The following is a 16,152-nucleotide window of genomic DNA, read 5'->3' on the forward strand; positions in this document are numbered from 1 at the left end:
TGGCCAACATGTTCACCGTAATCACTCCGGTTCTCCTGCTCGGCATCGAGCAGGCATTGGAACACGTGGGTCAAATTTCGATGAAAACTACGTACGGCAGTGGGTCAGTTTTGCGTGCACATCAACACCTCTATCGGGCGCAGGACGCGCAGCAGCCTTTCCAGACGCTGTTCACCGATGAAGCTGACGGTCCGCTGGATCCGGAGCGCAAGCGCGCCTTCATGAAGATGAAGCGCGAGGTGCTGCGAGTCGGCGGGTATGAGCGGGAGTACTTTATTTCACAGACGCCCGATCTGGTCGACGACGCCGACGGCGTCATCGATGTCGTTGCGCTGGCGCTCCAGTAGACCGGCGCCATTCACTAACCGTATGCCCGCTTCCCGAAAGGGAGCGGGCTTTTCTTTTGTCTCGAATGTCCATCGAATGTCTTGAAGATGTTTTTGCCCAACTCCGAGCCGATGGCATCGAGAGCTACTGCCAACAGATTTGTGGCGGCGGCAATTGCGGCACTGGACCCGTTTGCCAGTACGGCATCGACGCAAACACCGAAATGCCGGTCGGATTTTATCCCCCTTCCGAAGGGCTGCCTTTGAGCTCTCCTGATCCGTTAATCACACAGGCGTAGCCCTGTTACTAGTCATGTCAAAAGTTTTCGTCACGGCCGAAGTGGCCGAAAAGTTGTTGCCAAGGCGCCGCAAGGTCCACACATTCATCCGTATATTTGGATGGCAGGGGGCCGATGTGGATCGCGAGAAGCTTCTCGAGGTGTTCCACGCTGCGAAAAGCGTGGAGGTGTCGCAGGACGCCGCGTGCTTTGACCACTATCTTGCCGTCAAGATCGACGGCATGGTGACGTACGTCGAGACCAATTTGAAGGCGCTCGCGAAATTCGGTTTGCTGCCCCCTAACCGCAAGCTGGTTTGAGCGAAGTCGCTCCAGCACGTCTCATAACGCCTGCGTCATCGCAGGCTTCTTTCCTTCCAACCCAACGGGACCAGCGCCCGTTGGGCGTTGGTCCATTCAGGACCATCATGGAAACCATTTCATTATTTCCCCAAGGCGCTTTCGAGCCGATCGAGAAGAAGATCGACAACGCCCTCGCGATAATCACCGCTCTGTTGCACGCACGGCATCCCATTGTCGTTGCGTTCAGCGGCGGCAAAGATAGCAGTGTCGTAGCGGCATTGGTGTTGCACGCTGCGATGCTTTATCGCGCGGCAGGTGGCACGCCGATCATTGTTGCGACGACGGGCGACACCCTCGTGGAGTCGCCAGAGGTCTCGCATCATTACCGGGCGGAGTTGCGCCGGATGCATCAGTACGGCAGGGATCACGACTTCAAGGTTATCGTCAAGGTGGTTCAACCGTCCATGGCCGCAACCTTTCAGTTGAAAGTGTTATCCGGCCGGGCCTTGCCAAGCTTTCCTGGGACGCACGGCGATTGCAGTACCGACCTGAAGATCAGTCCGCAGCGGGCGTTCCGACGAAAGCTATTCCGAGAGCTTGCGGCGAAAGGTCTACCGCCTCCGGTAACTTGCCTGGGCACGAGGTATGACGAGAGCGGGAGGCGAGCGGCCGCAATGCGTTCTCGCGGGGAGTCGGATCATGCGGCCATGCAGAACAAAGATGGCGACTGGGTAGTCAGCCCGATCGCACGGTGGTCCGACGACGATGTCTGGGAGGCGGTCGCTCTCTATGGGTCCGGTGCATTGCCAGGCTTTTCGGATTTCGAAGAGATGCGCCGGATTTATGCGCATTCGGTTGGCACCAGCTGCGCCGTGGTGGCCGACGCGATCCTCGATGGAGCGGCAAGAAAGCAGGGCAAGTGTGGCGCCCGTCTTGGATGTCACGTGTGCCAAATGGCGGAGGACAAGAGCCTCGCCAACATGATCGCATTCGACGAGCGCTATGCCTATGCTCGTGGCCTGCATCGGCTCAACCGCTTCATCAGGGCTACGCGCCATGACTGGGAGCGTCGACACTGGATTGGCCGGACAATTCGAGGTGGCTATATCAAGATCCAGCCTGACACGTATCATCCGGCGATGCTGCGGCAGTTGACTCGTTTCATGCTGCAGCTGGACTTCGATGAAGAACGACGAGCGGCAGCTGCGGGTGACTCGCCGAAGTTCCGGCTGCTGCCAGTCGACCTGATGATAGCCGTCGATGCGATGCAGTCTCTGAACGGCGTGGCAAGGCCCTTTGCGGCTTGGGCCGATCTGCGTGACATTCGTGCGCGAGGGATACGATACGACATTCCGGATGTGCCTGAAGTCGCGCCGACGCCTATTCCGACCGCTCGATTTCTTCACGTAGGGGACGGTTGGGATGAGTCGGCCCCGTGCGCGGATTGGACTGGTCTGCGTGACCCGATGCGAGAAGCTCTCACCGAGGGGAGTTGCTGTGCGCCAGCGATCGTCACGACGTCCGACGGTCGTGCTGTACTGGATCTCCCCACAGAGCAGCAATTCGATGTCGATGCCGAATCTGCTGCCTTCATTGTTGACTTCGAAGTCGAGCGCCTGCTGGCGATGCATGACGCGGGCAACCGACCTGGGTCTATCACGGCGGGGTACCGCTGGTACCTGCATTTTGGATGTCTCACGCTATCGCATTCGCAGAAGGTAGAGCACGATGACATTGCGAGGCGCACCGCCTTCAAGGACCGCTTGGGATTGACGGACGCTTATGATGTCCGAGACGTACTGGCCCGCACTGTGCCCACCGAGGCATTGCCGGGCAGGGTGCGCGAAGCGTGGGGAACCCACGCGATCAAGCAGGCCCAGCTGGCCCTGTGTTGATGTAAGAGAAGCCCCGACTCGTTGAGAGTCGGGGCTCTTTTTTTTTGTGACATATCGTGGAAGGAGCGTTGTATCTCTCTGTTGCACAGCCACCACGGATCTCGGCACAATACGTTATTCACCCCCAAACAGCTTATGCATATTCCCGAGGTACTTTCCGTGGAGACGCAGGTCTTACGCGTGGTGGTCTCCACGCCGCTAGCTGTCGGCTGCCTGCTTGCCTGGGTGCTTTTTCGATATGTACGGTTGCGCCGACTGCGCAGACTACAGGCGGAAAGGAACGAGCGGGAGAGGAAAGTCTTGGCGGTGCTGCTCGACCCTCTGCGTCTGGTCTCGCTGACCCTGGGAGAGGCAGTCGATTTGCTGGGAGACCGCTATCAGTTTTGGATGCTCGACTACGGGCGCTGTGAGGCCCGATGGCAGATTGGCAGGATAGAGGTGTGCGCAGGATTCGACTACCAAGGTGGGCCCATCACCGACATGCAAGTAAACATGCTGCCGAGATAGTCCAGGGAAACCAGGACGAGGCGTGCCGATCATACCGGCTCTTTCGAGATCGATCTTAGGTAGACGTCAATGAGACATGGGAGCAGCGGTATTGGGCGGTTTGTGTCGTGGGAGCAGACGCTGGTCGACGTACTGATACTCGTCGGCATCGTGATCGCCTTGTTCGCGCTTGTGTGGTTGATCGACTACGGCTGGGGAATCTCCTCCCGGTTCGTCAAGAGCTTTTCGGCTTGGAGGAAAGGCCGTGCAATTCGACGACGGAAAAGCCGGCAAGCGAGAGAGGAGCGGGCGCGTAAGCGCTGGCATCAGTAGCGCCCAGGTTAGGGTCATGTGCTATGCGTTGGCGGACGCGGCCGCTGTGCGCGTCGAATAGATAGGAATTAACGGCCTATGAAGTCGCCACGAGTTAACGGATTTGCAAATTTCCTCGGAGCCGTGCTGTTTGGGCTTCTGGTGTTGGCGATATCGCCTGGCGCCGCGGCGGGCACGGTTTCGGGCGTTGATGACCGGATGCCTCCGATTACCCCCCACAATCGCCTGCCGGCCAACATGAGCGGGCTGACCATCGTCGGCTACAACTACACGGATACTTACATCGGCAGTTTTACCGTCAGCGGGGCCGGCGGCGGCAACATCGAGGTTTCGTCAAAGACTTCTGGCGGTGGCGGTGGCGTGTGCTGTGCCGCCATCCCAGCCGGCGCTGCACTACCGATTACGATCGATATCGCTTGGAAACGGGATGGGCGCGTGCCTTGGTGCAGGCAGAGCGCCGTTCTAGATGGCCCGGTGCCCGCCGATCCGCAGTATCTGGAGGTTCATTTCTTCCCGGACGGCAGCATCAAGGCAGCGCTGTCCGACTATCCGGCACCGCCCCGAATGCAGCTCGATCGGTTCAGCTATGTGAAACGTCGGCCGTCCGGAAATGTGGACAACGACGAGAGGTTCGGTAGCTGTGGCCATGACCACTAACTGGGCCTATCTAAACCAACGAGTTAGGCTGTTGCGTCGGCGGACCCACAAGGCAACTCGGCCGCTCGAGTGGTATGACGCGTCGTCCGCTGTCTTCACGACATTCATGGTGCGGCGAGCTGCGCAACGCGCTGCTCGGGGTGCCCTTGATTATTCTGAAGTTTGCCGGGCTAGCGACCCCAAGCATTCATGCGGGTTTCCGGGCGAAGACGAACACGATAGTCATGTAAATCAATGGGTTGCTGACTCACAATTTTTGAGCGCACAAAGTGGCTTGCGAGGCTTTTGCTCGGCGCCTCGTTGCGTCTCAGTCTTCTTGTCGCTAATCTCGGCGGTCCGTCTACAGCTTGGGAGAAAGCGCGATGGATCACTGGCGGCTGGCGTATCTTGGCATGCGGCAGATGCCGCGTGAGCTCAGCGAGTTCGAGCTTGCGACATTCTTCACCTTCTCCCCCAAAGAGCGCGCGCTGATCGACGCCCGGCGCAGCCACCTGTATCGGCTGGCCTGTGCCGTCCATATCGGCTTTGTCCGTATGACGGGGCGCACTCTTGACGCCTCCAAGCAGGTGCCGAAATTTCTCTGGGCTTATGTGGGCGCTCAACTCGGCATCACCCCGCCGGATATGGGCACGCTGGGCGCCTTGTATGACGGACGCACCGACACGCTGGTGGACCATCAGATGCTCGCCTATCAAACGCTCGGTTTCAGCCCGATGGCAGAGCATCAGCGCCGCTACGTGACGCGTTGGCTCAAGGAGCGATTGGCGGGACAACCCAATCGCAGTGACATGCTGCACGAGTTGAAGCGGTGGCTGTATGAGCATCGTGTTCTGATTCCTCATGATCGTGCGCTGAAGCGCCTCATCAGCCAGGCAGTAGAGATCTTCGAGGCTTCATTGACCGACGCGTTAGTGCTCGCCTATGGGGAGGCATCGCTTGAGGCATGGGGAGCCTTGCTACCTCGCCCGGAAGGTAATCAAACGAGTCTGCAGCAATGGCTGTGGGCTGTTCCGTTGCGAAGCTCCACGCATCAAATGGGGGAGCTGTTTGACAAGATCGAGCGGCTGTACAAGTTGGGCATCCAACATCGCTGGCCGACGGTCTGCAATGAGGCAGTGGTGCGGCACTACGCGAGACGTTGCGCGAATCGACCGCCCTCGGTCAGCAAACGCGTGGTGCAACAATCCCGCCGCCTGGAGTCCGCTTGCTTTTTGCGGTATGCCTTGTGTGCTGCCACGGACCAAATGTCGTCCATGTTGCGCCACTGGATTCGCAAATCTGTCAACGACGCCGGACGGCTCATTGACGCTGGCCGACCGGATCCTGACATTAAGCTGCGAGAATTTGCTTCTGCCGTCAAAAGGCTCATCGCTGATGACACGCTAACACGAGAAGCGCTCTGCCAACATTTGGATGCGTTGGCCGACGCCGCAACCAGCCAGAAGCACTTGCGAAGCCGTGCCGGCATGATTCGCGAGCAACTCTTGTCGCGGCATCGGCTTGCCAGAGCCATGCTGGCCAGACTGATCCGGCTTCCATTCGCCACGCAGTCCGCCCATCCAGCGATAGAGGCAATGGAGATTCTGCGCAATCTCTATGCACGAAGAGCCGACTGGCTACCAAATCGGGTTACTGTGCGTTTCGGACGAGCCTGGCAGCCAATACTGGAGGGGCAGGACCGTAGGCGAGCTCTGGCCGCTTTCGAATGGGGAGCGCTGTTTGTCCTGCGAGTGGCGCTACGTAATGGCTCCGTATTCCTGGATCACAGCTTCGCCTTCCGCAGCCAAGCAACCATGCTGATATCCGGCCAGGATTGGCAGGCGCGGCGCAACCACTTCTATGGCCATCTCAAACTGCCGCAGGACGCCAACGCATTTTTGGAACCTGTTGTTGCGCATCTGGATGCGGGTCTCGCCCGGCTGCGCGATGCGGCCAGGCGGGGCGAACTGAAGATCGATAGTGCCATCCATGTCGATCCGCTCAAGGCGAAGCGGCCCGAGCCTTCGGTTGATGCCCTGCGGCGTGCGCTGTTTGACCGGCATCCAGACGGACAGTTACCAGAGATCCTTCTGGAAATCGACAGCCACACTCATTTCAGTTGGATGCTGCTGGGCAGAGAGCCGTATTCCCGCAGTGAGTTGCTCATGGTCTACGCCGCAGTGCTCGCGCACGGGACTTCGATGTCTGCAGCAGACCTCGCACGCATGGTGCCAGAACTCTCATCAAGCGCGATTCGCCAGATGATGCATCGTATCGCGGACGAACGGAAGCTACGAAACTCCGCTGATGCAGTGCTTGTCTTCATGCATCAGCATCCCATCGCCAGGCATTGGGGGCGCGCCGAGTTGGCGTCATCGGACATGATGTCCCTGGAGACGACGCGCTCGGTATGGCAAGCGCGGGCTGACCCGCGTCGGCGTACCGCGTCGATTGGAATGTACACTCACGTCCGCGACCGATGGGGCATCTTCTATGACCAGCCGATCCTCTTGAATGAAAGACAAGCCGGTGCCGCCATCGAGGGAGTGATTCGTCAGAATGGCGGGGAAGACGTCACACAGCTCGCCGTCGATACCCACGGCTACACCGACTTCGCCATGAGTCTGTCACGGTTGCTGGGCTTCGATCTCTGCCCGCGGCTTTCCCATCTGCGTGATCGCCGGTTGCATGTCCCCAAAGGCCATGCGATTCCGTCAGAACTGGCCGCGGTAGCCGACGCGGATGTTCGGCTGGTGTTGATCGAACTTGCCTGGGATGAACTGGTCCGGATTGCGGCGTCGGTCCAGACCGGCCAATGCACGGCGGTGCTGGCATTGACACGCTTCGGCGCGGCGGCACGGGGCCAACACGTGTATGAGGCAGGCGTGCACCTGGGAAGGCTATTCCGTACGATCTTCCTCGTCGACTATTTCACCAACTCCGCGTTCCGCCAAGAGATGCAGCATGCCCTGAATCGCGGTGAGGCTGTGCACACCGTGCAGCGGGCCATCCACTATGGAAAAATCCCCTTAGAGTTGGCTCGACACGATGCGTCGCTGGCAGCGGTCTCGTCCTCATTGACGCTGCTGACCAATGCTGTGATGGCCTGGAACACGCTGCATATGCAGCACGCCCTAGAGGCGATAGAGGCTATCGGCGGCGAATCCATGCGTGCCGAGGACCTACGTCAGATCGCACCGACTCGGCTGGAAGGCATCAACTTGCGCGGTACTTTCGATTTTCCGATTGCTCGCTACGCGCATCGACTGCTGCCGAGTGCCACGATTGCGCAGACGTTACCGTCGGCATGGCGTACAGCATGACCCAACAAGACTATTCGGCTGAGCCGTCGGGAGGTCGAGAGTCTCTGATCTATAGAAGCAGGTTTGTAAGAGGCGAGCAAACTCGGGCCGTTATCGAAGATTGGCACTGGGTTTCCTGCGTCTTCAGGATGCATCCCGAATGGCAGCTCCAACCCCAGGGCTATCGCGGCAGGGCGCATCGGGCTCTTCACGGCCACTTACAGTCGGTTGCCCCTGAAAGGCAGATCCGAGCAACGCCACTCTAGTGAGAATGACGATGATGCACGTCCGGGTAGTGGGGATGTTTGTGCACCATCACCTCGTGCCGATGCCAATGCCTGTGGGGTTCCTTGCCATCCCATGGGAAGTCATGCTCGTGCTGATGGTGTTCGTCGTGCCGATGCGAGTGGCTATGCGCCAGTGGCTCATGGGTATGCTCATGCTCGTGCCGCTCTCGCAGATGCAACCACACGCCCAAGGCCATCAAAGCCAAAGCCGCCCAGAATGCGAAGCCTGGCACCTCAGGCCAGATCGCAAACGCAAGCAGGACGCCAAATAGTGGGGCGACAGAGAAATATGCTCCGGTTCGAGCTGTTCCCAACAGACGCAGCGCCACCACAAACAAGGCAAGACTCACACCGTATCCGGCGAACCCGACGATCAGCGCTGCCGCCGCAGTGCCGACCGATGGCAATACGGCCCCATGCGTTATGGCAAGAGTCGTGTTGCATAGCCCGGCGACAAGCCCCTTCAGGCAAGCGATAAGCAGGGCGTCGTTACTGGAGACCTTGCGGGTCAGATTGTTATCTACAGCCCAACACAAGCAGGCTCCAACGATAAGCAGCGCGCCAGATGACATTTGCAGGCTGCCCGGTTGCCACGACAGCAGCAAGCCACCTGCCACGATCGCAATCATCCCCAGAACAATTTGGCGATCGGCATTCTCCTTGAAGACCACCCAGGCGATGACAACCGTGAACACGCCCTCGACGTTCAGCAACAGTGATGCCGAAGCAGCGCTGGTTGAGACGAGCCCTGTCATCAGCAACGCCGGTCCCGCTACACCGCCAGCAAGGATTGCGCCGATCAGCCATGGCACTTCCCCCCGCGGAATACCTAAGTGACCATTTCCTGGCTCAGGCGTCATCAAGACTCTCCGGATCGCGAGCACAAGCGCCAGTCCGATGCCACTGCCAAGATATAGCAAGCCCGCCAGCAGGAGCGGGGAAACGGACCCGGTTAGCGCCTTGGCCAGCGGCGTGCTTGCTCCGAAAAGCAGCGCGGCTAGTAATGCCGGAGATGCGGTACGAATAGACATGGGAAATCAAGGATCAAGGCGCAGTGGGAGCGTGGACTCGCAAACTCATGTTTCCAGCGCTGCTTGCGCTTCCGGTCGGCCGGCGGTCCGGCGCTTCAGCACTATGCCGCAAAGGGCCGGCAGTACAAAAAGTGTCAGCACAGTTGCGGTGACGAGTCCACCGATTACGACCGTTGCCAGCGGCTTCTGGACTTCGGCACCTGTACCTGTAGCAATCGCCATCGGCACGAAACCCAGAGAGGCCACCAGAGCCGTCATCAGTACCGGGCGCACACGTTCCATCGCACCTTCAATCACCGCGGAGTCGGGTGCCATCCCATCTTCCAGGCGTTTTCGGATAGCGGAAATCAGCACCAGTCCGTTCAGCACCGCCACACCGGATACCGCAATGAAGCCAACTGCCGCCGAAATAGAGAACGGAATCCCGCGCAGTAGCAGCGCAAACACGCCTCCCGCAAGTGCCAGCGGCACGGCGGTCAGCACGGTCGCCGTCAGCGCTGCGCTGCCGATCGCCATGTACAGCGTCGCCGCGATCAAAATAAAGCACAGCGGGACAATGATGGCCAGGCGCTTCGTAGCCGCCTGAAGATTCTGAAATTGGCCACCCCATTCGATGTACATACCCGGCGGCAACTTCACTTCCTTGGCGATCTGCGCCGCAGCATCGTCCACAAAACTGCCCAGGTCACGGCCGCCGACATTGGCCTCCACGTAGACGCGCCGCTTTCCGTTGTCGCGGCTTACTTCGTTGAGCCCCTGCGTGAACCGGAACTGTACCAGTTGGCGCAAAGGCACCGAGGCGCGGGCCTGGCCTTCCGATAGCGGCAACATGACGGGAAGCGCGCCGAGGACGTCGAGGTTCTCCCGCTGCTCACCGGGCAAGCGGATCACAATATCGAAGCGGCGGTCACCATCGAAAATCTGCCCGGCAGGTCGGCCCGCCATGGCGGTGGAAATAGTATCGGCGACTTCCTTGACCGTGAGTCCATATCGGGCGATTGCGGCGCGGTCGAACACGATGTCAAATGTCGGAAAGCCGCTAGTCAAAGGCACGCGGACGTCCGTCGCTCCCGGCGTCTTCTTCAAGACTGCGGCAATGCGTTGCGCTGTGGCCGCCAAGTCGTCGAGATTCTCTCCGTACAGCTTTACGGCCACGTCGCTCCGGACCCCACCGATCAGCTCGTTAAAGCGCATCTCGATCGGTTGCGTCACGTCGTAGTTGTTGCCGACCATCGGTGCTGTCTTCTCGCGGATACGCTCAATCACCTGTTCCTTGGTCGTCACGCCCTCCGGCCATTCGCTTTTCGGCTTCAGAATGATGTAGTTATCCGATGCATTGGGCGGCATGGGGTCGGCGGCGAGGCTGGCCGTACCCGCCTTCGAATACACAGTCTGCACTTCCGGCAGCGACAAGACAGCGCGTTCGAGCGGCAGGTCTATGGCAACCGACTGGTCAATCGACGTAGACGGAATCCGAACCGACGACAGGTTCAGGTTCAACTCATCCAGCGTGGGCATAAACTCGCGACCAACAAATGTGAACGCCACCGTAGCCACAGCGACTGTCGCGATGCCTGCGCCGATGAAGGGCATTGGGCGTGCCACGGCATGCTCCAGCCATGGTCGGTAACGTTCTTTGGTCGCCACGATGACGCGCACTTCTGTCTCTGCAACCTTTTTCCGGAGCATCACGGCGACCATGGCCGGCACGAAGGTGAGCGACAGCACGAAGGCAGAGGCAAGCGCCAGCATCAGCGTGATTACCATCGGGGAGAACATCTTGCCTTCCACGCCCTGGAATGTCAGACATGGCAGGAAAACCATGAAGATCACAAGCTGACCGTAGACGGTCGGTCGCACCATCTCACGTGAAGATTGAACAACTTCCTTCAAACGCTCATCGAGCGTCAGCAGCCGCCCTTCGCGGTGCTGGCGCTCGGCCAGCCGCCTGAGAGAGTTCTCGACAATGATGACCGCGCCATCAATGATCAGGCCGAAGTCGAGCGCACCCAGGCTCATCAGGTTGCCCGAAATATGGAACTGGTTCATGCCGATCGCGCTGACCAGCAGGGACAACGGAATGACGAGCGCGGCAATGGTGGCCGCACGCCAGTTCCCCAGCAGCGTGAACAGAATCGCCACCACGAGCAGCGCGCCTTCGATCAGGTTTCTAGCCACCGTTTCGATGGTTGCAATCACCAGTTGCGAACGATTGAGGGTCGGGACAATAACCACACCTGGTGGCAGCGTTTTCGAGATCTGTTCGAGCTTGTCGCCCACGGCTTGCGCCACCGTCCGGCTGTTGGCGCCGACCAGCATCAGCGCACTGCCCACCACCGTTTCATTCCCATTGCGGCTGGCGGCGCCTGAGCGCAATTCGCCCCCAATCTTGACGCGCGCCACCTGGCCGACTGTGATCGGGACATTCTGCCGCTGCGCAATCACCGCACGGGATATCTCGTCCGCAGATTTTATACGCGCGTCGGCGCGAACCAGATACGACTCGCCTGAGCGCCGAATAAAGTTCGCGCCGACAGATAGGTTGGTATCTTCGAGCGCCCGGGCTAGGTCCGCGTAGGAAACTCCGTACGCTGCCATCTTCCCCGTGTCCGGTTCCACCACGAATTGCTTGACATAGCCCCCTAGGGAATCGACATCGGCGACACCAGGCGTGGTACGCAATTGTGGTCGGATGATCCAGTCTTGCACCGTGCGCAAATAGGCCAGTCGTGACACCCGATCGTCCAACCTCTCGCCACGCTCGGTAAGAAAGCTGCCGTCGCTCTGCCATCCGGGCTCGCCGTCCTTGATAGAGGCCCCTGTGCCGTCCGGATACTGGTATTCCACGCTGTAGTGGAATACTTCGCCCAGCCCCGTCGAAACAGGCCCCATCTGTGGCTCGACGTTTTCTGGCAAATTCGGCCGCGCCTGTGCCAGTCGTTCTGACACCTGCTGGCGCATAAAGTACAGATTCGCACTCTCCTTGAAGATCACCGTCACTTGGCTGAAGCCGTTGCGCGACATCGATCGCGTGCTTTCCACCCCGTTCAGACCAGCAATCGCCGTCTCGATTGGATACGTGACACGCTTCTCCACCTCCACGGGGCTCATCGTTGGCACCACAGAGTTGATCTGGACCTGCTTGTTGGTAATGTCTGGTGTGACGTCGATGGGTAGCAGGTTGAGCTGCCAGGCCCCTATCACGGCGACAACTGCTGTCAGAAACAAAACCAGCCAGCGATAGCGGACTGAGCCGCTGAGAATGCTCTCGATCATTCCTCGTCCCCGCCGCCTTTGTTCATCTCGGCCTTAACCAGGAAGGCATTACGGGTGGCCACCTGTTCTCCAGCCTGCACGCCTGACAGAATCTGTGCCGAGCCGCCGCTGCGGGTGCCGACGAGGACAGGCATAGGGCGGAAACCTTCCAGCGTGCGGACGAAAAGGACGTCACGGCCGTCGAGGTTCTGCACCGCGTCTTCCGGCACGGACAGGGCGGCGGCATCAGCAACCGCTGTACGCAGACGCACCTGCACACCCTCGCCCACGACAAGTCGATCTGTCGGCTGTGCTGGTACCACCACCACGGTTGCAACGCGAGCGCTGCCCGTCACGGTTGGCGTCACCGCCTGCACGCGCGCTGACAATGGCGATCCATTGGCCAACAGAATGGTGGCTTCGCTCCCAGCGACGATGCGACTGGTATCTGCAGCCGTCACGGCGGCTTCTACCTGTACGGCGCCAGTTCCGGCTACCCGAAAGAGTTCGGCTTGTGGCGCCACAAATGCACCCAGGGTGACGGACTGGGCGGTGATCTTTCCTGCAATCGGGCTGACCACGGCGACCGAGCGCCCGTCGGACGCAAGGTGAGCGGACTGGGCCACCGTAGCAGCGCGCAGCGCCTCGGCTTGCGCAACATCCAGAGCAGCCTTTGCCGCCTCCATTTCCTGGCGCGGTGTCACGCCTTGCTGAAACAGGCTCGCCTCGCGCTCGTAGGTCTTGCGCGCGAGATCGGCCTTGGCCTGGGCCACTTTCCGCTCCGCTGCCATGCCGGCGGCCTCGGGGCTATCGACCAGGGCGAGTACATCGCCAGCCTTCACGACGTCGCCAAGCCGGCGCTGGACGCGTTGTACGGCGCCGGCCGCACGCGATACGATCACGGCTTCGCTACCGGGCAGCGCAGCAACCGTGGCGGGCGCAAGTATTTCCGTTCCGACGGCGGCGCTCGCCACAGGTTCTACGGCAATGTTTGCGGCGGCAAGATAGGTTGCTGGGATCTTAACCTCCTTCAGACCGGGCTTTACTGGGGCGGATTGTGGCTTCTGTGCTTCCGGGGCCTGTGTAGATGCGGGGGACTTCTCCGACACTGGGAGATGCGCCGCGCCAAAACCTACTGCCGCTGCTACGGCGGCGACCCCTGCGATCATCGGCCAGTTGACCGACCGGCGCTCGTTCTTCATCATCGTGATTCCTCAAAGGCTAGGCGGCCGTCCGCCTGTGCCAGCGCCGCCAGGGCGCGCACGCGCGCCAGGCGCGCATCAATCGTCAGTTGCCGGGCGTCGACGAGCGCTCGCCGCACCGCTAGCAATTCCATCAGTGGCGTCTTGCCGGATTCATAGCCAATGCGCCCCATGCGATAGGCTTCTGCCGCCGCCTGCTCTCCTTCGCTGGCAGCAGCGAGCTGCTTGTCGGCGGTCGCTACCTGAGATATGGCCGATTGGCGCGCCACGTTGGCCTCAAGCCGGACGCTGTCAAGACGCGCCTGGGCGGCTGCAACCCGCTCAACTGCGGCGTTGATGCCGTTCCGATTCTGATCGAACAATGGAATGGAGGCCGTGACCCCAACCACATAGCCACTGGCATTGGTCCAGCCATAGCGGCGAACGCCCGCACTGACGCCAACATCAGGAATCCAGCGCTTCCTCTCGACGTCCACCTGAGCGTCCAGCGCATTGCGTTCCGCTTCGGCCGCCCGCACTGACGGAGACTCGGCAAGTGCTGCCGGGGCATTCGGGACGACGGCCTGGGTCGTCAGCAAGGAACTCGTGACGGCCGTATAGGGTTCGGAGGCGCCGGACATCGCGGACAATCTCGCCAGCGCCTGGGTGGCATCGTTGGTGGCTGCCGCCTCCGCGGCCTGCGCCGCCGCCACACTGGCTTTGGCCTGTGCGCTGCGCAAGCTGGCTTCCTTCCCGGAATCGACCAAGGCACGCGCGGCCGCCAGTTCTTCATTGGCGCGTGCCAGGTTTTCCGTGGCCAGTGTCTTGCGTCCGAGCGTCGCTTCAGCCGTTGCATAGGCCACTGCAAGTTCGGCGGCGTAGGCTACCTGCACTTGCCGCTCCCGCGCTTGCGCCGCAGCGAAGTTGCGTTCGCCCACCTCTATCCGCGCACCGCGCTTACCTCCCAGCTCGAAAGGCTGCGTGATCGAATAGGTATTCTGGCGCTGACTCAGCCCATCACTACTGGGCGCGCCAAGGTTTTCAAGCACCGTATCGATTCGCGGATTCAGCCAGGCTTGGGCCTGAGCAGCATCGGCGCCAGCCGCACGAACATTGGCGGCCTGCGCGACCATCGCCGGAGCGAGTGCAAGCGATTGCTGCAACAGGTTCGGAAAAGGAGGCGCCTCGGCAGCGTGGCTCAACGCAACGGGCAGCAGCCATATTGCGGAGCCGACGAAGCGAGGTCGACAAAGGAACGAGGAGATCACCTGTTTCATCAAGAGGTCAGCGGTGGAGGCTATCCCTCTCTATACGGACCAGGTCGATGCTTCCCCTCGGTGAATCCAAACTTATTTTTCCGAGTCAGCATCCAGCAGGGCGGAAAGCTTGGCCCGTGCCCGCCCGATGCGCCCTTCGACAGCCTTCACACTCAGCCCAAGCACGGCAGCCGCTTCTGGCTGAGACATCCCGACAATGGCCGTCAGGACTATGACTTCTCGCGAACCCGTGTCCAGCTTGCCCAAAGTGCTAGCCACGCGGGCCAACTCCAGCCGGGCGGCAACCTGTTGCTCCGGGCCCGGCTCGTCGTTGGCCACGCCGCCCGCAAGCTCCAGGTCGCCGAGGTTTTCGGCACCGAAAAGGAACTGCCTGACGCGCCGAAAGCGATACAAGTCCCGCATCTTGTTCAGCCCAATGCGGAAGAGCCAGGCGCGAAATGGCCTGTCGGGATCGAAGTCATCCAGGGCGTGCCAGGCGGCAACAAAGGTGTCCTGGACGACGTCGTCCACATCGGTTTCAGGGATGCCGAAGCTGCGCGCGGCCTGAGCCAGCGCCACGCCATGTCGCGCCACAAGTTGGCCGAATGCACGCTGGTTGCCGGAAGCGGCCTGTGCGGCAAGGATCCTGTCAGCGTCTTCCGGATTCACTGCGAGCCGCGGCGTAGTGCATCGATAAGAACGCGATCGTAAGCAGGTCGATGTTCCGGCTTCAGGCCCGCACGCATTTCAAACACGTGAACCAAGGTCGCTCGCTGGAGATCGCCGGCGGCCCGCTCTACTTCCTGGGTTGCTGCTTCCACCTCCGGTGACCAGGCGGGATTCTTGGCGATGGCGTCGGCAAGCTTGCCATTTGCAGCCCGCAGGCGTGTTTCGATCTCGCGCCGACGCTGCGCAAAGGCATCTTCTTTCAACTCAAGAATCTCGCGCTCGTTGGCATCTAGTGGAACAGCTTCGTGCAGGATTTCATGCAAGTCACCATGTCCGGCTTCATTCCGATGCGAGTAATACAGCCATGCCGCCGCGACGGACACGCCAAGTAGTGCGCCAAACAGCGTAGACAAGGAAAGCCGTCGGGTACGAGATTTCATCATTTACCGATGAGGAGTCCAAAGGGAGAGGCGGCGGACGGCGTCGCCACCCACGTCGGGGCAGGCTTTTCCAACATGATGGTCGCCACGCGATTGATTGCCGCAAACGCGACCAAGGCTGCAAATGCGGCGCAGCAGATGGCACGCCACGCGTCGCGGCGCGCGACGAGGACTCTTTGGGCCGGCTCTGCACTGATGCACTCCTGAATGCTGGTCACATCGACCCCAATGGACGCCTCTTGCGTCACTTTTCTCGCGTGCGTCAGCCACTCTTCCACGTCTGCCATGGCAAACCTCCATCCAGATCCATTGCCTCTTATACGGCTGCGCGAAGGACTCCCCCTTGAACCTCGGGTAGAAAATTGCAGAAATTCGCGACTCAGGGGCTGAAGGAGACTTCAGCCTCGCGGCACGTCTTGCCGCCGAGATTCTCGGGCGTTGGCGCTGTGACACGGCCGCAACAGGCCCTCCCGTG

General features: G+C 60.5%; 13 protein-coding genes. 6 read left to right on the forward strand and 7 right to left on the reverse strand.

The genetic code is table 11. From position 1 onward, the window contains the following. The 6 genes from F7R19_RS30355 to F7R19_RS27790 all read left to right on the forward strand — a co-directional run. Window positions 1-347, forward strand: a 347-nt coding sequence (locus F7R19_RS30355) for a hypothetical protein (protein WP_249043177.1), incomplete at its 5' end; no start/stop codon positions are given. A 292-nt stretch (window positions 348-639) separates the two neighbouring features. Then, complete coding sequence (locus F7R19_RS27770; RefSeq protein WP_011239962.1) at window positions 640-924, forward strand: hypothetical protein; 285 nt, start codon at window positions 640-642, stop codon at window positions 922-924. A 107-nt stretch (window positions 925-1,031) separates the two neighbouring features. Next, entirely contained in the window at window positions 1,032-2,801 is a 1,770-nt protein-coding gene (locus tag F7R19_RS27775; protein WP_223506442.1) for an adenine nucleotide alpha hydrolase family protein, read from the forward strand. 135 nt (window positions 2,802-2,936) lie between these two features. Further along, the gene (locus F7R19_RS27780; RefSeq protein ID WP_150982819.1) at window positions 2,937-3,308 is read left to right on the forward strand and encodes a hypothetical protein; all 372 of its coding nucleotides are present in this window, start codon (window positions 2,937-2,939) and stop codon (window positions 3,306-3,308) included. A 390-nt stretch (window positions 3,309-3,698) separates the two neighbouring features. After that, the gene (locus F7R19_RS27785; RefSeq protein ID WP_150982821.1) at window positions 3,699-4,277 is read left to right on the forward strand and encodes a DUF3304 domain-containing protein; all 579 of its coding nucleotides are present in this window, start codon (window positions 3,699-3,701) and stop codon (window positions 4,275-4,277) included. Between the two features lie 362 nt (window positions 4,278-4,639). Continuing rightward, window positions 4,640-7,579 (forward strand): Tn3 family transposase, encoded by a 2,940-nt coding sequence (locus F7R19_RS27790; protein WP_150982823.1) that lies wholly within the window; start codon window positions 4,640-4,642, stop codon window positions 7,577-7,579. Between the two features lie 241 nt (window positions 7,580-7,820). Here the strand turns inward: F7R19_RS27790 and cnrT are convergent, their stop codons facing one another. From cnrT to cnrY, 7 genes are all read right to left on the reverse strand, one after another. Next, a complete protein-coding gene (cnrT, locus tag F7R19_RS27795) occupies window positions 7,821-8,876 on the reverse strand; it encodes a nickel diffusion facilitator CnrT (protein ID WP_150982825.1) in 1,056 nt (351 codons plus the stop codon). Window positions 8,877-8,921: 45 nt separating this feature from the next. Beyond that, window positions 8,922-12,152 (reverse strand): nickel efflux RND transporter permease subunit CnrA, encoded by a 3,231-nt coding sequence (gene cnrA, locus F7R19_RS27800; RefSeq protein WP_017510981.1) that lies wholly within the window; start codon window positions 12,150-12,152, stop codon window positions 8,922-8,924. After that, window positions 12,149-13,336, reverse strand: a complete 1,188-nt coding sequence (cnrB, locus tag F7R19_RS27805; RefSeq protein WP_029306712.1) for a nickel efflux RND transporter periplasmic adaptor subunit CnrB — start codon at window positions 13,334-13,336, stop codon at window positions 12,149-12,151. The genes cnrA and cnrB overlap by 4 nt, the downstream gene beginning before the upstream one ends. Then, window positions 13,333-14,589: a nickel efflux RND transporter outer membrane subunit CnrC gene (gene cnrC / locus F7R19_RS27810; protein WP_017510983.1), complete on the reverse strand. Its 1,257-nt coding sequence runs from the start codon at window positions 14,587-14,589 to the stop codon at window positions 13,333-13,335. Before cnrC ends, cnrB begins: the two co-directional genes overlap by 4 nt. 72 nt (window positions 14,590-14,661) lie before the next feature. Continuing rightward, window positions 14,662-15,237 (reverse strand): nickel resistance ECF sigma factor CnrH, encoded by a 576-nt coding sequence (gene cnrH, locus F7R19_RS27815; RefSeq protein WP_011239969.1) that lies wholly within the window; start codon window positions 15,235-15,237, stop codon window positions 14,662-14,664. Continuing rightward, the gene (gene cnrX, locus F7R19_RS27820) at window positions 15,234-15,680 is read right to left on the reverse strand and encodes a periplasmic nickel sensor CnrX (protein WP_011239970.1); all 447 of its coding nucleotides are present in this window, start codon (window positions 15,678-15,680) and stop codon (window positions 15,234-15,236) included. Before cnrX ends, cnrH begins: the two co-directional genes overlap by 4 nt. Further along, window positions 15,677-15,964 (reverse strand): cobalt/nickel resistance anti-sigma factor CnrY, encoded by a 288-nt coding sequence (cnrY, locus tag F7R19_RS27825; protein WP_011239971.1) that lies wholly within the window; start codon window positions 15,962-15,964, stop codon window positions 15,677-15,679. Before cnrY ends, cnrX begins: the two co-directional genes overlap by 4 nt. Window positions 15,965-16,152 lie beyond the last annotated feature (188 nt).

Source organism: Cupriavidus pauculus (assembly GCF_008801835.1).
Taxonomy (GTDB): domain Bacteria; phylum Pseudomonadota; class Gammaproteobacteria; order Burkholderiales; family Burkholderiaceae; genus Cupriavidus; species Cupriavidus pauculus.